Below are 17,908 nucleotides of genomic sequence, written 5' to 3'. Positions count from 1 at the left end.
GAAATTTGATATAAAAAGTTTACAAAAGCAATTCAAGTAACACGAGTACGTGTTTTATATATTTAAAATGTCAGTCTTTACACACACTTTATAGTCAAAAACTACTTGGGTGTTGTATGGTTAAGCCTCACGGGCAATTAGTATCAGTTAGCTCAAGACCTCGCAGTCCTTACACACCTGACCTATCAACGTTGTAGTCTCCAACGACCCTTTAGGGGACTTAAAGTCCCAGTGAGAACTCATCTCAAAGCCTGCTTCCCGCTTAGATGCTTTCAGCGGTTATCAGTTCCGAACGTAGCTACCGGGCAATGCCATTGGCATGACAACCCGAACACCAGTGGTTCGTCCACTCCGGTCCTCTCGTACTAGGAGCAGCCCTCTTCAATTCTCAAACGCCCACGGCAGATAGGGACCGAACTGTCTCACGACGTTCTAAACCCAGCTCGCGTACCACTTTAAATGGCGAACAGCCATACCCTTGGGACCGACTTCAGCCCCAGGATGTGATGAGCCGACATCGAGGTGCCAAACACCGCCGTCGATATGAACTCTTGGGCGGTATCAGCCTGTTATCCCCGGAGTACCTTTTATCCGTTGAGCGATGGCCCTTCCATACAGAACCACCGGATCACTATGACCTACTTTCGTACCTGCTCGACGTGTCTGTCTCGCAGTTAAGCTGGCTTATGCCATTGCACTAACCGTACGATGTCCGACCGTACTTAGCCAACCTTCGTGCTCCTCCGTTACTCTTTGGGAGGAGACCGCCCCAGTCAAACTACCCACCAGACAGTGTCCCCAAGCCGGATTACGGCCCTAGGTTAGAACATCACGCATACAAGGGTGGTATTTCAAGGTTGGCTCCACCACATCTAGCGACATGGTTTCATAGCCTCCCACCTATCCTACACATGTAGGAGCAATGTTCACTGTCAAGCTATAGTAAAGGTTCACGGGGTCTTTCCGTCTAGCCGCGGGTATACGGCATCTTAACCGCAAATTCAATTTCACTGAGTCTCGGGTGGAGACAGTGTGGCCATGATTACGCCATTCGTGCAGGTCGGAACTTACCCGACAAGGAATTTCGCTACCTTAGGACCGTTATAGTTACGGCCGCCGTTTACCGGGGCTTCGATCATCAGCTTCGACCTAAGTCTAACCGAATCAATTAACCTTCCGGCACCGGGCAGGCGTCACACCGTATACGTCATCTTTCGATTTTGCACAGTGCTGTGTTTTTAATAAACAGTTCCAGCCACCTGGTTACTTCGACTGGTTTAGGCTCCGGAAGCAAGTTCCTTCACCCTATACCAGCGTACCTTCTCCCGAAGTTACGGTACTATTTTGCCTAGTTCCTTCACCCGAGTTCTCTCAAGCGCCTTAGTATTCTCTACCCAACCACCTGTGTCGGTTTGGGGTACGGTTCCACTATATCTGAAGCTTAGAAGCTTTTCCTGGAAGTGTGGCATCAATGACTTCATCACCGTAGTGACTCGTCTCAGCTCTCAGTTTTCCTAATAAAAGGAGGAGACCGGATTTACCTAATCTCCCAACCTTCAGCCTTTCACACGGACTACCAACGCCGTGCTCACCTAGCCTACTCCGTCCCTCCTTCGCAATATAATGAAGTACAGAAATATTAATCTGTTTCCCATCGACTACGCGTTTCCGCCTCGCCTTAGGGGCCGACTTACCCTGCCCTGATTAACATGGGACAGGAAACCTTGGTCTTTCGGCGGGGGAGTTTTTCACTCCCCTTATCGTTACTCATGTCAGCATTCGCACTTCTGATACCTCCAGCAGACTTCTCAATCTACCTTCAACGGCTTACAGAACGCTCCCCTACCACTTGCAATAAATTGCAAATCCGCAGCTTCGGTGACTAGTTTAGCCCCGTTACATCTTCCGCGCAGACCGACTCGACTAGTGAGCTATTACGCTTTCTTTAAAGGATGGCTGCTTCTAAGCCAACCTCCTAGCTGTCTATGCCTTTCCACATCGTTTCCCACTTAACTAGTACTTTGGGACCTTAGCTGGCGGTCTGGGTTGTTTCCCTCTTCACAATGGACGTTAGCACCCACAGTGTGTCTCCCGGATAGTACTCATTGGTATTCGGAGTTTGCAAAGGGTTGGTAAGTCGGGATGACCCCCTAGCCTTAACAGTGCTCTACCCCCAATGGTATTCGTCCGAGGCTCTACCTAAATAGATTTCGGGGAGAACCAGCTATCTCCCGGCTTGATTAGCCTTTCACTCCGACCCACAAGTCATCACCGCATTTTTCAACATACGTGTGTTCGGTCCTCCAGTTGATGTTACTCAACCTTCAACCTGCCCATGGGTAGATCGCCGGGTTTCGGGTCTATACCCTGCAACTAAACGCGCAGTTAACACTCGCTTTCGCTACGGCTCCCCTAATCGGTTAACCTTGCTACAGAATATAAGTCGCTGACCCATTATACAAAAGGTACGCAGTCACCAAACTAAATTTGGCTCCCACTGCTTGTACGTATGCGGTTTCAGGTTCTATTTCACTCCCCTCACAGGGGTTCTTTTCGCCTTTCCCTCACGGTACTGGTTCACTATCGGTCAGTTAGTAGTATTTAGCCTTGGAGGATGGTCCCCCCATATTCAGACAAAGTTTCACGTGCTCCGTCCTACTCGATTTCACTTAAAGGTTGCTTTTGTGTACGGGACTATCACCCTGTATCGTTCTACTTTCCAGTAGATTCCACTAGCGCCCAATAAGCTTAAGGGCTGATTCGCGTTCGCTCGCCGCTACTAACGAAATCTCGGTTGATTTCTTTTCCTCGGGGTACTTAGATGTTTCAGTTCTCCCGGTTTGCCTCGTTAACCTATGTATTCAGTTAACGATACCTAGCTTATGCTAAGTGGGTTTCCCCATTCGGACATCTCAGGCTATTACGGTTGTTATCACCTTACCTGAGCTTTTCGCAGATTAACACGTCCTTCATCGCCTCTAACTGCCAAGGCATCCACCACATACGCTTAGTCACTTAACCATACAACCCTAAGTAGTTTCTTGTTATTTGACCTTTATACTTCGTTGCTTAAATATTCGTGTAGAACAAACTACACTTCATATCTAAGCGCCTTGTTTAAAGCACAAATCCCGTCGAAATGAATTATTTATTTTAAGAACAAAAGATAAAACATTTTACTAGAATGTTCGGAGACTAATCCGAACTAATTGTAAAGTCTGACATTTTCACGTACTCAATATACTTCCCTCGAAAGGTTCATATAAGATGAGTTACTTGATAAGACAATCAATGTCGAGTAGACATCAATCGAATGTTGATACAACCTCTTGGGAGAGATTGTATCGCTTTTGTTGGTATTTATATCATTGCAACGTTCAGCGCGACACCGTTCGTTACGACATAAATACCGATATTTATATCAGCTTTCCAGATTGTTAAAGAACTTCAATTTAAGGCACATTCGCTTAAAAAGTGGTTTAAAAAAACCAAATTTAAAATAGCTTATAAAGCGTAGTTTAAATTTGGCTTCTATTCTCTTTTTATTGAAGAAGAAAATATCCATTTACTTTTAATCAAGGCAGTTGGTAGCGACGTGTAGTTTACTACACGAGCTGCGAACTAACGCTGAGTAAAATTAAATGGTGGAGCTAAGCAGGATCGAACTGCTGACCCCCTGCGTGCAAGGCAGGTGCTCTCCCAGCTGAGCTATAGCCCCATTTATGGGTATTCTTCTTCATTTTTGTTATCATGTAATTTGTGTGAACACTCGTAGAACCGAAGCTCTCATTAATCAATTTTACTTCAAGATAAGGAGGTGATCCAACCCCAGGTTCCCCTAGGGTTACCTTGTTACGACTTCACCCCAGTCATGAAACACAAAGTGGTGACCGTCCTCCCGAAGGTTAAACTAGCCACTTCTTTTGCATCCCACTCCCATGGTGTGACGGGCGGTGTGTACAAGGCCCGGGAACGTATTCACCGTGGCGTTCTGATCCACGATTACTAGCGATTCCGACTTCACGGAGTCGAGTTGCAGACTCCGATCCGGACTACGACAGGCTTTGTGGGATTCGCTCCACCTCGCGGTATTGCAGCCCTCTGTACCTGCCATTGTAGCACGTGTGTAGCCCATCCCGTAAGGGCCATGATGACTTGACGTCGTCCCCACCTTCCTCCGGTTTATCACCGGCAGTCTCCTTAGAGTTCCCGCCATAACGCGCTGGCAAATAAGGATAGGGGTTGCGCTCGTTGCGGGACTTAACCCAACATTTCACAACACGAGCTGACGACAGCCATGCAGCACCTGTCACTCAGTTCCCGAAGGCACGCCTGTATCTCTACTGGCTTCTGAGGATGTCAAGGGATGGTAAGGTTCTTCGCGTTGCATCGAATTAAACCACATGCTCCACCGCTTGTGCGGGCCCCCGTCAATTCATTTGAGTTTTAACCTTGCGGCCGTACTCCCCAGGCGGTCAACTTAGTGCGTTAGCTGCGCCACTCACGGATCAAGTCCACGAACGGCTAGTTGACATCGTTTACGGCGTGGACTACCAGGGTATCTAATCCTGTTCGCTCCCCACGCTTTCGTTCCTCAGCGTCAGTATCTGTCCAGGTGGCCGCCTTCGCCACTGATGTTCCTTCCAATCTCTACGCATTTCACCGCTACACTGGAAATTCCACCACCCTCTACAGTACTCTAGTTACCCAGTTCAAAATGCAGTTCCAAGGTTGAGCCCTGGGCTTTCACATCTTGCTTAAATAACCGCCTACGAACGCTTTACGCCCAGTAATTCCGATTAACGCTTGCACCCCTCGTATTACCGCGGCTGCTGGCACGAAGTTAGCCGGTGCTTCTTCTGTTGCTAACGTCACAGTGATGATTTATTAAATCACCACCTTTCCTCACAACTGAAAGTGCTTTACAACCCGAAGGCCTTCTTCACACACGCGGCATGGCTGCATCAGGCTTTCGCCCATTGTGCAATATTCCCCACTGCTGCCTCCCGTAGGAGTCTGGGCCGTGTCTCAGTCCCAGTGTGGCTGATCATCCTCTCAAACCAGCTAGAGATCGTCGCCTTGGTAAGCCTTTACCTTACCAACTAGCTAATCTCACTTGGGCTAATCAAGAAGCGGGAGGTCCGAAGATCCCCCCCTTTGGTACTTTTCACTACAAAAAGCACGTTATGCGGTATTAGCAGTCGTTTCCAACTGTTGTCCCCCACTCCAAGGCATATTCCCAAGCATTACTCACCCGTCCGCCACTCGTCATCAAACTAGCAAGCTAGTTCATGTTACCGTTCGACTTGCATGTGTTAAGCCTGCCGCCAGCGTTCAATCTGAGCCATGATCAAACTCTTCAATTAAAAATCGTTTGTGTAACCTCATCACAAGTGATGTGTTACTGCTCAATGAATTCTGTCGTTTCTTTTAAAAGTAATGCGCGAACAAGTTCCCGCCTACAAGTAAAAGAAGCATTACATAGTCGCTACCTATCTCGCTAGAAATAAGTAACTTATATTTATTTGCATGAACATCATTCATTAAGCGTTTTTGTTCTCCTCGAAAGGAAAACTATGTAAAACAACATTAATGTGAGTGCCCACACAAATTGCATGATAACTAATTGTTAAAGAAAAGAGGTCTTAGTCGCATTCGCTAAGTACCTTCGCTCCTTGCTAACGTTGCCGTTTGCCCGAAGTAGGATGCGCATAATACGCTTCCTAGTTTTAATGTCAACACTTAATTTTATATAAAAGTAAGTGTTTTATAAAACCTTATTTTTTACCTTAATTTGCTTATTTACCAAGCAATTAAGTTAAAAAATAGTGTTTCTCAAGTAGCCCGTCACCATTGTAACGGGCTTCTCGTGTGCCAAAGCACAAATTAGAAGTTTAGCAATGTCCTACTCTCACATGGGAACTCCCACACTACCATCGGCGCAACTGCGTTTCACTTCTGAGTTCGGAATGGGATCAGGTGGGGCCACAGCGCTATGGTCGCTAAACAAAAAAGGGTACAATCTAGAAATTTGATATAAAAAGTTTACAAAGGCAATTCAAGTAACACGAGTACGTGTTTTATATATTTATGTCAGTCTCACACACACTTTATAGTCAAAAACTACTTGGGTGTTGTATGGTTAAGCCTCACGGGCAATTAGTATCAGTTAGCTCAAGACCTCGCAGTCCTTACACACCTGACCTATCAACGTTGTAGTCTCCAACGACCCTTTAGGGGACTTAAAGTCCCAGTGAGAACTCATCTCAAAGCCTGCTTCCCGCTTAGATGCTTTCAGCGGTTATCAGTTCCGAACGTAGCTACCGGGCAATGCCATTGGCATGACAACCCGAACACCAGTGGTTCGTCCACTCCGGTCCTCTCGTACTAGGAGCAGCCCTCTTCAATTCTCAAACGCCCACGGCAGATAGGGACCGAACTGTCTCACGACGTTCTAAACCCAGCTCGCGTACCACTTTAAATGGCGAACAGCCATACCCTTGGGACCGACTTCAGCCCCAGGATGTGATGAGCCGACATCGAGGTGCCAAACACCGCCGTCGATATGAACTCTTGGGCGGTATCAGCCTGTTATCCCCGGAGTACCTTTTATCCGTTGAGCGATGGCCCTTCCATACAGAACCACCGGATCACTATGACCTACTTTCGTACCTGCTCGACGTGTCTGTCTCGCAGTTAAGCTGGCTTATGCCATTGCACTAACCGTACGATGTCCGACCGTACTTAGCCAACCTTCGTGCTCCTCCGTTACTCTTTGGGAGGAGACCGCCCCAGTCAAACTACCCACCAGACAGTGTCCCCAAGCCGGATTACGGCCCTAGGTTAGAACATCACGCATACAAGGGTGGTATTTCAAGGTTGGCTCCACCACATCTAGCGACATGGTTTCATAGCCTCCCACCTATCCTACACATGTAGGAGCAATGTTCACTGTCAAGCTATAGTAAAGGTTCACGGGGTCTTTCCGTCTAGCCGCGGGTATACGGCATCTTAACCGCAAATTCAATTTCACTGAGTCTCGGGTGGAGACAGTGTGGCCATGATTACGCCATTCGTGCAGGTCGGAACTTACCCGACAAGGAATTTCGCTACCTTAGGACCGTTATAGTTACGGCCGCCGTTTACCGGGGCTTCGATCATCAGCTTCGACCTAAGTCTAACCGAATCAATTAACCTTCCGGCACCGGGCAGGCGTCACACCGTATACGTCATCTTTCGATTTTGCACAGTGCTGTGTTTTTAATAAACAGTTCCAGCCACCTGGTTACTTCGACTGGTTTAGGCTCCGGAAGCAAGTTCCTTCACCCTATACCAGCGTACCTTCTCCCGAAGTTACGGTACTATTTTGCCTAGTTCCTTCACCCGAGTTCTCTCAAGCGCCTTAGTATTCTCTACCCAACCACCTGTGTCGGTTTGGGGTACGGTTCCACTATATCTGAAGCTTAGAAGCTTTTCCTGGAAGTGTGGCATCAATGACTTCATCACCGTAGTGACTCGTCTCAGCTCTCAGTTTTCCTAATAAAAGGAGGAGACCGGATTTACCTAATCTCCCAACCTTCAGCCTTTCACACGGACTACCAACGCCGTGCTCACCTAGCCTACTCCGTCCCTCCTTCGCAATATAATGAAGTACAGAAATATTAATCTGTTTCCCATCGACTACGCGTTTCCGCCTCGCCTTAGGGGCCGACTTACCCTGCCCTGATTAACATGGGACAGGAAACCTTGGTCTTTCGGCGGGGGAGTTTTTCACTCCCCTTATCGTTACTCATGTCAGCATTCGCACTTCTGATACCTCCAGCAGACTTCTCAATCTACCTTCAACGGCTTACAGAACGCTCCCCTACCACTTGCAATAAATTGCAAATCCGCAGCTTCGGTGACTAGTTTAGCCCCGTTACATCTTCCGCGCAGACCGACTCGACTAGTGAGCTATTACGCTTTCTTTAAAGGATGGCTGCTTCTAAGCCAACCTCCTAGCTGTCTATGCCTTTCCACATCGTTTCCCACTTAACTAGTACTTTGGGACCTTAGCTGGCGGTCTGGGTTGTTTCCCTCTTCACAATGGACGTTAGCACCCACAGTGTGTCTCCCGGATAGTACTCATTGGTATTCGGAGTTTGCAAAGGGTTGGTAAGTCGGGATGACCCCCTAGCCTTAACAGTGCTCTACCCCCAATGGTATTCGTCCGAGGCTCTACCTAAATAGATTTCGGGGAGAACCAGCTATCTCCCGGCTTGATTAGCCTTTCACTCCGACCCACAAGTCATCACCGCATTTTTCAACATACGTGTGTTCGGTCCTCCAGTTGATGTTACTCAACCTTCAACCTGCCCATGGGTAGATCGCCGGGTTTCGGGTCTATACCCTGCAACTAAACGCGCAGTTAACACTCGCTTTCGCTACGGCTCCCCTAATCGGTTAACCTTGCTACAGAATATAAGTCGCTGACCCATTATACAAAAGGTACGCAGTCACCAAACTAAATTTGGCTCCCACTGCTTGTACGTATGCGGTTTCAGGTTCTATTTCACTCCCCTCACAGGGGTTCTTTTCGCCTTTCCCTCACGGTACTGGTTCACTATCGGTCAGTTAGTAGTATTTAGCCTTGGAGGATGGTCCCCCCATATTCAGACAAAGTTTCACGTGCTCCGTCCTACTCGATTTCACTTAAAGGTTGCTTTTGTGTACGGGACTATCACCCTGTATCGTTCTACTTTCCAGTAGATTCCACTAGCGCCCAATAAGCTTAAGGGCTGATTCGCGTTCGCTCGCCGCTACTAACGAAATCTCGGTTGATTTCTTTTCCTCGGGGTACTTAGATGTTTCAGTTCTCCCGGTTTGCCTCGTTAACCTATGTATTCAGTTAACGATACCTAGCTTATGCTAAGTGGGTTTCCCCATTCGGACATCTCAGGCTATTACGGTTGTTATCACCTTACCTGAGCTTTTCGCAGATTAACACGTCCTTCATCGCCTCTAACTGCCAAGGCATCCACCACATACGCTTAGTCACTTAACCATACAACCCTAAGTAGTTTCTTGTTATTTGACCTTTATACTTCGTTGCTTAAATATTCGTGTAGAACAAACTACACTTCATATCTAAGCGCCTTGTTTAAAGCACAAATCCCGTCGAAATGAATTATTTATTTTAAGAACAAAAGATAAAACATTTTACTAGAATGTTCGGAGACTAATCCGAACTAATTGTAAAGTCTGACATTTTCACGTACTCAATATACTTCCCTCGAAAGGTTCATATAAGATGAGTTACTTGATAAGACAATCAATGTCGAGTAGACATCAATCGAATGTTGATACAACCTCTTGGGAGAGATTGTATCGCTTTTGTTGGTATTTATATCATTGCAACGTTCAGCGCGACACCGTTCGTTACGACATAAATACCGATATTTATATCAGCTTTCCAGATTGTTAAAGAACTTCAATTTAAGGCACATTCGCTTAAAAAGTGGTTTAAAAAAACCAAATTTAAAATAGCTTATAAAGCGTAGTTTAAATTTGGCTTCTATTCTCTTTTTATTGAAGAAGAAAATATCCATTTACTTTTAATCAAGGCAGTTGGTAGCGACGTGTAGTTTACTACACGAGCTGCGAACTAACGCTGAGTAAAATTAAATGGTGGAGCTAAGCAGGATCGAACTGCTGACCCCCTGCGTGCAAGGCAGGTGCTCTCCCAGCTGAGCTATAGCCCCATTTATGGGTATTCTTCTTCATTTTTGTTATCATGTAATTTGTGTGAACACTCGTAGAACCGAAGCTCTCATTAATCAATTTTACTTCAAGATAAGGAGGTGATCCAACCCCAGGTTCCCCTAGGGTTACCTTGTTACGACTTCACCCCAGTCATGAAACACAAAGTGGTGACCGTCCTCCCGAAGGTTAAACTAGCCACTTCTTTTGCATCCCACTCCCATGGTGTGACGGGCGGTGTGTACAAGGCCCGGGAACGTATTCACCGTGGCGTTCTGATCCACGATTACTAGCGATTCCGACTTCACGGAGTCGAGTTGCAGACTCCGATCCGGACTACGACAGGCTTTGTGGGATTCGCTCCACCTCGCGGTATTGCAGCCCTCTGTACCTGCCATTGTAGCACGTGTGTAGCCCATCCCGTAAGGGCCATGATGACTTGACGTCGTCCCCACCTTCCTCCGGTTTATCACCGGCAGTCTCCTTAGAGTTCCCGCCATAACGCGCTGGCAAATAAGGATAGGGGTTGCGCTCGTTGCGGGACTTAACCCAACATTTCACAACACGAGCTGACGACAGCCATGCAGCACCTGTCACTCAGTTCCCGAAGGCACGCCTGTATCTCTACTGGCTTCTGAGGATGTCAAGGGATGGTAAGGTTCTTCGCGTTGCATCGAATTAAACCACATGCTCCACCGCTTGTGCGGGCCCCCGTCAATTCATTTGAGTTTTAACCTTGCGGCCGTACTCCCCAGGCGGTCAACTTAGTGCGTTAGCTGCGCCACTCACGGATCAAGTCCACGAACGGCTAGTTGACATCGTTTACGGCGTGGACTACCAGGGTATCTAATCCTGTTCGCTCCCCACGCTTTCGTTCCTCAGCGTCAGTATCTGTCCAGGTGGCCGCCTTCGCCACTGATGTTCCTTCCAATCTCTACGCATTTCACCGCTACACTGGAAATTCCACCACCCTCTACAGTACTCTAGTTACCCAGTTCAAAATGCAGTTCCAAGGTTGAGCCCTGGGCTTTCACATCTTGCTTAAATAACCGCCTACGAACGCTTTACGCCCAGTAATTCCGATTAACGCTTGCACCCCTCGTATTACCGCGGCTGCTGGCACGAAGTTAGCCGGTGCTTCTTCTGTTGCTAACGTCACAGTGATGATTTATTAAATCACCACCTTTCCTCACAACTGAAAGTGCTTTACAACCCGAAGGCCTTCTTCACACACGCGGCATGGCTGCATCAGGCTTTCGCCCATTGTGCAATATTCCCCACTGCTGCCTCCCGTAGGAGTCTGGGCCGTGTCTCAGTCCCAGTGTGGCTGATCATCCTCTCAAACCAGCTAGAGATCGTCGCCTTGGTAAGCCTTTACCTTACCAACTAGCTAATCTCACTTGGGCTAATCAAGAAGCGGGAGGTCCGAAGATCCCCCCCTTTGGTACTTTTCACTACAAAAAGCACGTTATGCGGTATTAGCAGTCGTTTCCAACTGTTGTCCCCCACTCCAAGGCATATTCCCAAGCATTACTCACCCGTCCGCCACTCGTCATCAAACTAGCAAGCTAGTTCATGTTACCGTTCGACTTGCATGTGTTAAGCCTGCCGCCAGCGTTCAATCTGAGCCATGATCAAACTCTTCAATTAAAAATCGTTTGTGTAACCTCATCGCAAGCGATGTGTTACTGCTCAATGAATTCTGTCGTGATACCAACCGAAGTTGATATCGCATTACATAGTCGCTACCTATCCCGCTAGAAATAAGTAACTTATATTTATTTGCATGAACATCATTCATTAAGCGTTTTTGTTCTCCCCGAAAGGAAAACTATGTAAAACAACATTAATGTGAGTGTCCACACAAATTGCATGATAACTAATTGTTAAAGAAAAGAGGTCTTAGTCGCATTCGCTAAGTACCTTCACTCCTTGCTAACGTTGCCGTTTGCCCGAAGCAGGATGCGCATTGTACGCCTCCGAGTTTTGATGTCAACGTTTATTTTAATTAAAAGTTAAGTATTTTAAAACACTTTAAAACGTTAGCTTAAGTTAGCTGATTTACCTTAAAAGGAAGTAGATAACTTATCAAAACAGCTCTTTGGGTTACCCCTTAGAACTGGATGCGCATTCTAGAGAGTTTTTAGTTTTGGTCAATACCTTTTTAACTTAATCTTCTATATATTGCATCATTCGTTTACTTAAGCTACAACATGATTACTTAAACAACTATTGCACTAGGTGTTTTTACTATTTATGCTGTATTAGCAGATTAATTGCATAAATTTTGCACTTGATAGTTGCACATTGTAAAAAGCTGCGTAACATAGAATTGCTATTTGCATATATTCAAGCAGTTAAATTAGTTCATTAAAATAATAATTAGGTATCTTTATATGAAGTCTCCAACCTTAAAAACAGTCATTATTGCTGTTGTTTTTACCATTATCGCTTACATTATCGCTTCTAACATGACAGCTAGCCCTGTTCTTGCAGCTGGTCTAGTATTTATTAGTGCGTTTCTCGCACCTCTAGTCGTTGGTAAAACATCAACTGGTCCACAATCTTCTACAGCCAATAACACTATTGCTTCAGATGAAGATGTTAGAACACTCTATGTTGGTAATTTACCTTATAGAGCCAATGAAACAGCAGTAAGAGAACTTTTCTCCAATCATGGTGCTGTTCTTTCTGTACGTTTAATGAAAGATAAACATACAGGAAAACGTCGAGGTTTCGGTTTTGTTGAAATGGCTGCTGATGATTTAGATGCTGCTATTGCTGCGCTTAATGATACCGAGTTTCAACAACGAACATTGAAAGTAAGAGAAGCAAAAGATCGCCCAGAGCGAACTGAAGATAATAACCTAGACGATTAAAGCTAGAAATTATAAATAAAAGGCTGTTAATTTATTTTAGCAGCCTTTTTTATTGCCTTAATATAACGCTGCTGCAACCGCGCCACGCGCTTGAGCAGATATATGACTAGTATGGTCAAATGCCTTTACATTCTGGTAACATCTTCTAAATGAAACAATGCTACAACTGACTCTTGCTCTGTTTTAATATAGTAAATATTACTTAAGTAGTTATTTGCCTAGATCGCCCATGGCTGATAGATAATGTTAACTGATTGAAATAACGCTATAGAGTAACTTCATCGCTATTAGTGTTTTATCATCTGCCTTCATAGTATCCAGTACAAGTTATACATTATCGTTTTCCCACTTCACTTTGATTAGCTACTCTCACATTAATTTATTTTATTGCCGACTAGTGCGGAGCAATAATTTATGCTTAGGTGTACCTTTGTATTCAAAGGCTTAGTTGAATTGACCATGTCATACGCCTTACTTTACTTATGCTATATACTAGATTACCGACCATTGGGGCTAAAATCAGAGCCTTTTTAATAATTCTTTGATTATTAATTATATAAATTAAACGCTAGACAAAAGCTAAGTCGATAGTAAAATCCGCGCTGTATTATTATTATCTCTATTTCTTTATACAAGGCACTTTTATGTTTAGTCACATTCATCCCGATAATTACGATGCGCAATTATTAAAGAAACAACAAGATATGGCTAAGCTATTTAGTGATTTCTCACTACCAGCTGCTGACTTATATCCATCTGCCCCCTTAAATTACCGCCAAAGAGCTGAGTTTAGGGTTTGGCATGACGGTGATGATCTTTATTACATAATGTTTGATAGTAAAACTAAGGAAAAATATCGCGTAGATGACTTCCCTGTTGCCAGTAAATTGATTAACAAGGCGATGAAAGCTTTACTTGCTGCAATTAAAGATCATAAGGAATTACGATATAAGCTTTTCCAAGTTGATTTTTTATCAACATTAAGTGGTGAATTGTTGATTAGCATGTTGTATCACAAGTCATTAGAAGAAAGCTGGAAAGTTGAAGCGGAAAAATTAAAAGTACAGCTTTCCACTATAGCTCCTGTCGATATCATTGGTCGCGCCAAAAAACAGAAAATCATCATAGATAAAGACTATGTGATGGAATCTTTGCAAGTCGGCAGTAAGACCTTTATTTACCAACAAGTTGAAAACAGTTTCACTCAACCTAATGCAGGTGTAAATGAAAAAATGCTGTTATGGGCCCAGCAAGCAACAAAAAATGCAGGTGGTGACTTGATTGAGCTTTATTGTGGTAATGGCAATTTCAGTATTGCCCTAGCGGAGAACTTTACCCGTGTATTAGCTACAGAAATATCTAAAACCTCTGTTCGCTCCGCTCAAATTAATATTAGTAAAAATAATATTGAAAATATTGATATTGTCCGTATGTCGAGTGAAGAATTCAGTCAGGCCATGAATGGTGAACGAAAATTCAGACGTTTAGCAGATTTTGACTTAACCACTTATAACTACGATACGGTATTGGTTGATCCCCCTAGAGCAGGATTAGATAGAGATAGTGTTGAATTAGTTAGGCGCTTTAATAAAATTATTTATATTTCTTGTAACCCTGAAACATTAAAAGACAATTTAGCCTTATTAGTAGAGACTCATCAAATTGATAAATTTGCTTTATTTGACCAATTCCCTTACACCGATCATATTGAAACAGGCGTAATACTTACCAGAAAATAGCTTAACGAAATTTTTTAGACACTTTGCGACGGTCACTAAATTCAAGTGCACCGCGCGCAATGAAGCGTAATTGTTGAATGGTTTGCTCCGCTAATTGTTCTCGTTCTTCTTTATCGTCGATATCAAGCGCATCAGAGCCAGCACCAAAAACAATGGTTACTGCGGCGTGTGCGTGTATATAAGCAACATCGGCATCAAGATGATTCGCTTTTTGCAAGTAATCACAAAGTTCCATGGTGAAATATCGGATTTCTCGAATGACTGCAGCACGAAAAGCCGCCGAGGTTCCAGAGCGCTCACGAAGTAATAGCCTAAAAATATTACCATTACTCTCAATTAACTCCATAAAGGTTTGTACCGATATTTGAATAACGGAGCCACCTTTAGCTATACGTTGTCTTGCTTGGCGCATCAACTGCCTAAGCGTTAAACCCGCTTCATCAACTAGAGTTAAACCTAATTCGTCCATATCAGAAAAGTGACGATAAAAAGAGGTTGGCGCTAAGCCGGCCTCTTTTGCGACCTCGCGTAAACTTAAACTAGAGAAACTACGCTCGGCGCTGAGTTGTTTTAAAGCGGCATTAATTATTTGACGACGGGTCTTTTCTTTTTGCTGTGCTCTTACACCACTCATGCTCATTGCTCTTCTAAAAATAGCGAATTATTTACTGTAACTATCATACTGTAATAGCGAATAAATGTCTGTTTTGCCCAAGAAGTAAAAAATATTTAGTAAACTCACTTGACTGGTCAGATGATCTAGCTAAACTACCCATAACAGCGTACACGTGTACGCTTAAATTGATTAATCCTGGTTTAGAGAAATAAATGAAAAAACCCACTGTCATTTGGCTTAATGTTACCATTTTTTTAGTTACCTTTTTAATAGCAGTTATAGCTGTACCTTATCGTGCCTTAACTTATGGTTTTGATAACACTGAAATAATCTTTGCTTTGCTTTGCTTTATTTATTGTGGCATGTCAATTACCGCAGGCTATCATCGTCTCTGGTCACATAAAACCTATCAAGCGCATTGGAGTTTGCGTTTCATATTTGCGCTTGGTGGTGCCTTTGCCTTACAAAATAGTATTTTACATTGGTGCTCAGACCATAGAATACATCACAAACATGTTGATAAAAATGATGTTGACCCCTATTCAGCTAAAATGGGCTTTTGGTATTCTCATATAGGTTGGATGTGTAGGGAGTATCAAGCATCCCGATATAGTGATTACAAAAATGTTCGTGATTTACAAAAAGATGCCATAGTTATGTGGCAACATAAATACTATTTACTACTAACACTGTTGATGAATATAGGTATTCCCGTTGCTTTTGGTTTATGGCATGGCAATTTAATTAACAGCTTATTATTGGTAGGATTCTTTCGCCTGGTTATGAGTCACCATACAACCTTCTTCATCAATTCATTGGCTCATATTTGGGGTAAACAAACCTATACGGACAAAAACACCGCCCGAGATAATGGTTTATTAGCTTATTTAACTTTTGGCGAGGGCTATCATAATTATCACCATATGTTTGAAAATGATTACCGTAATGGCATTCGTTGGTGGCAATATGACCCAACTAAGTGGTTAATTAAAAGCTGTCAATGGTTAGGTCTGACTCATCATTTACGTGTTAGCCCTGAAGACAAAATTGAAAAAATGCGTATTGCCATGACACTGAAAAATACCAAAGCAAAGTTAATTACTCACCCCAATACTGAGCAAACACTTATTTACCTGCAACAAGAGTATGAATTGCTAGTGAGTAAAATAAACGAGTATTACCTTGTTCGTAAAAAAGTATTGCAAGCAAAACGAGATCACCTACTAGCAGAGGTTGAAAAGTCAGACTTGATGGCGCAATACCAAGAATTAAAACAAAGATTAACTGAGCAGCGTCGCAGTTGGCAGACTTTAACGGAAAAACTTGGTTAACATCAAGAAAATGGTCTAACAACTGTATTACCATTTACCTCAAATCCTGTTAAAATTTTTGCTTCAAATAAAATAGATAAGTAGGTTTTGAGGACTTTCCTTTGACTAAATCAAAAACGAGTAAAACTGAAGAAAAAAATTTTGATTATGACGTAATTATCATAGGTACTGGCCCTGGTGGCGAAGGTGCGGCAATGAACCTTGCTAAGCGCCAAAAGAAGGTTGCCATTATTGAACGTTACCATCAAGTTGGTGGCGGTTGTACACATTGGGGTACCATTCCATCAAAGGCATTACGCCAATCGGTAAGTCGTTTGATTGAATACAATTCCAACCCATTGTTTAATCAAAATGATCAAGTTAAACAATTAACCTTCCAAGATATATTAAGTCATGCCTCTGCGGTAATTCGTAAACAAGTTAGTTTACGTAGCGGTTTTTATAACCGTAACCGCGTCGAGAAAATTTTAGGTGAAGCTTCCTTTATTGATGCCCATACTATTCGTGTATTACACCCTGATGGCTCAGTCGAAAAAATATCTGCTAAGCAAATAGTTATTGCTACTGGCTCTCGACCTTACCAACCAGATAATATTGACTTTACTCATGCTCGGGTTTATGACTCTGATAGTATCTTAAGCCTAAAACATGCTCCTAGACATGTCATTATTTATGGTGCGGGTGTTATTGGTAGCGAGTACGCCTCAATATTTAGAGGATTAGGGGTAAAAGTAGATTTAATCAATACCCGTGAACGTTTACTGTCCTTCTTAGATGCAGAAATGTCTGACTCACTCAGTTATCACTTACGCAATAGCGGTGTTGTCATTCGACATGGTGAAGAGATTGAAAGTGTAGAAACAAGCGATGATGCTGTGATTGTACATTTGAAATCGGGTAAGAAAATGCGTGCCGATTGTTTACTATTTGCCAATGGCCGTACTGGTAATACCGCAGATTTAAATCTAGCTGCTGCTGGCTTAAAAGCTGATAATCGTGGTCAATTAAAAGTAAACGATTATTATCAAACAGAAGTGGACAATATTTTTGCTGTAGGTGATGTTATTGGCTACCCAAGCTTGGCTAGTGCTGCTTTTGATCAGGGGAGAATTGCCGCTTTAGCTATGGTTGATAGCAAGAGTAAAGCTAAATTAATTGTTGATATTCCCACTGGCATATACACCATTCCTGAAATTAGCTCTGTTGGTAAAACTGAACAAGAGCTAACTGAAGCCAAAATACCTTATGAAGTTGGTCGAGCTCAATTTAAACATCTAGCTCGTGCACAAATCTCTAATAACTTGGTGGGCTCTTTAAAAATTCTCTTCCATCGTGAAACCAAAGAAATTTTAGGTATTCATTGTTTTGGTGAGAATGCAGCTGAAATTATCCATATTGGTCAGGCGATTATGCAACAAAAAAATGGTGGCAATACCATAGAGTACTTTGTTGAAACAACCTTCAATTATCCAACGATGGCTGAAGCATTTCGTGTGGCAGCCTTAAACGGCTTAAATCGATTATTTTAATAATGAGCTAAACTTTATAACGAGCGAGAGTGATAGTTAAATACTTATCACTCTCGCTGTTCAATCTAATTTGAAG

Annotated in this window: 5 protein-coding genes, 2 tRNA genes and 5 rRNA genes; 4 read left to right on the top strand and 8 right to left on the bottom strand. The window is 43.5% G+C overall.

Annotation, left to right across the window (positions count from 1 at the left end):
• Nucleotides 1–116: 116 nt before the first annotated feature.
• The 7 genes from CMT41_RS01595 to CMT41_RS01565 all read right to left on the bottom strand — a co-directional run bounded on the left by CMT41_RS01595 (nucleotide 117) and on the right by CMT41_RS01565 (nucleotide 11,388).
• A 23S ribosomal RNA gene (locus CMT41_RS01595) occupies nucleotides 117–3,021 on the bottom strand.
• A gap of 621 nt (nucleotides 3,022–3,642) precedes the next feature.
• Nucleotides 3,643–3,718, bottom strand: a tRNA-Ala gene (locus tag CMT41_RS01590).
• Nucleotides 3,719–3,810: 92 nt separating this feature from the next.
• Nucleotides 3,811–5,366 (bottom strand): 16S ribosomal RNA (locus CMT41_RS01585).
• Between the two features lie 526 nt (nucleotides 5,367–5,892).
• Nucleotides 5,893–6,007: ribosomal RNA gene (gene rrf, locus CMT41_RS01580) — 5S ribosomal RNA — on the bottom strand.
• A gap of 131 nt (nucleotides 6,008–6,138) precedes the next feature.
• Nucleotides 6,139–9,043: ribosomal RNA gene (locus CMT41_RS01575) — 23S ribosomal RNA — on the bottom strand.
• A 621-nt stretch (nucleotides 9,044–9,664) separates the two neighbouring features.
• Nucleotides 9,665–9,740 (bottom strand) — tRNA-Ala (locus CMT41_RS01570).
• Between the two features lie 92 nt (nucleotides 9,741–9,832).
• A 16S ribosomal RNA gene (locus tag CMT41_RS01565) occupies nucleotides 9,833–11,388 on the bottom strand.
• Together the 16S, 23S and 5S rRNA genes with 2 tRNA genes alongside form the textbook arrangement of a ribosomal RNA operon.
• 746 nt (nucleotides 11,389–12,134) lie before the next feature.
• Between CMT41_RS01565 and CMT41_RS01560 the strand changes: the two genes are divergently transcribed.
• A complete protein-coding gene (locus CMT41_RS01560) occupies nucleotides 12,135–12,617 on the top strand; it encodes an RNA recognition motif domain-containing protein (RefSeq protein ID WP_058026165.1) in 483 nt (160 codons plus the stop codon).
• Nucleotides 12,618–13,261: 644 nt separating this feature from the next.
• The gene (trmA, locus tag CMT41_RS01555; protein ID WP_058026164.1) at nucleotides 13,262–14,356 is read left to right on the top strand and encodes a tRNA (uridine(54)-C5)-methyltransferase TrmA; all 1,095 of its coding nucleotides are present in this window, start codon (nucleotides 13,262–13,264) and stop codon (nucleotides 14,354–14,356) included.
• 1 nt (nucleotide 14,357) lies between these two features.
• On the opposite strand, the gene fabR is transcribed toward trmA, so the two are convergent.
• Nucleotides 14,358–14,990 carry an HTH-type transcriptional repressor FabR gene (fabR, locus tag CMT41_RS01550; RefSeq protein ID WP_057179413.1) on the bottom strand — a complete coding sequence of 211 codons (633 nt, stop codon included), beginning with the start codon at nucleotides 14,988–14,990 and terminating at the stop codon, nucleotides 14,358–14,360.
• Nucleotides 14,991–15,184: 194 nt separating this feature from the next.
• On the opposite strand from fabR, the gene CMT41_RS01545 reads away from it, so the two are divergent.
• Together CMT41_RS01545 and sthA are read left to right on the top strand one after the other, a co-directional pair.
• Nucleotides 15,185–16,303 (top strand): acyl-CoA desaturase, encoded by a 1,119-nt coding sequence (locus CMT41_RS01545; protein ID WP_058026163.1) that lies wholly within the window; start codon nucleotides 15,185–15,187, stop codon nucleotides 16,301–16,303.
• A gap of 101 nt (nucleotides 16,304–16,404) precedes the next feature.
• Nucleotides 16,405–17,832 carry a Si-specific NAD(P)(+) transhydrogenase gene (gene sthA / locus CMT41_RS01540; protein WP_057179410.1) on the top strand — a complete coding sequence of 476 codons (1,428 nt, stop codon included), beginning with the start codon at nucleotides 16,405–16,407 and terminating at the stop codon, nucleotides 17,830–17,832.
• Nucleotides 17,833–17,908 lie beyond the last annotated feature (76 nt).

The sequence above is a fragment of the Colwellia sp. MT41 genome (genome assembly GCF_001444365.1).
In the GTDB taxonomy this organism is placed as follows: Bacteria; Pseudomonadota; Gammaproteobacteria; order Enterobacterales; family Alteromonadaceae; genus Colwellia; species Colwellia marinimaniae.
Note: the sequence above shows the minus strand (reverse complement) of the source record. Positions and strands in the feature narration are given on the sequence as shown.

Coding starts and splice junctions, on each gene's coding strand:
- CMT41_RS01560 (WP_058026165.1), top strand. CDS start 12,135: ATGAAGTCTCCAACCTTAAAAACAGTCATTATTGCTGTTGTTTTTACC.
- trmA (WP_058026164.1), top strand. CDS start 13,262: ATGTTTAGTCACATTCATCCCGATAATTACGATGCGCAATTATTAAAG.
- fabR (WP_057179413.1), bottom strand. CDS start 14,990: ATGAGTGGTGTAAGAGCACAGCAAAAAGAAAAGACCCGTCGTCAAATA.
- CMT41_RS01545 (WP_058026163.1), top strand. CDS start 15,185: ATGAAAAAACCCACTGTCATTTGGCTTAATGTTACCATTTTTTTAGTT.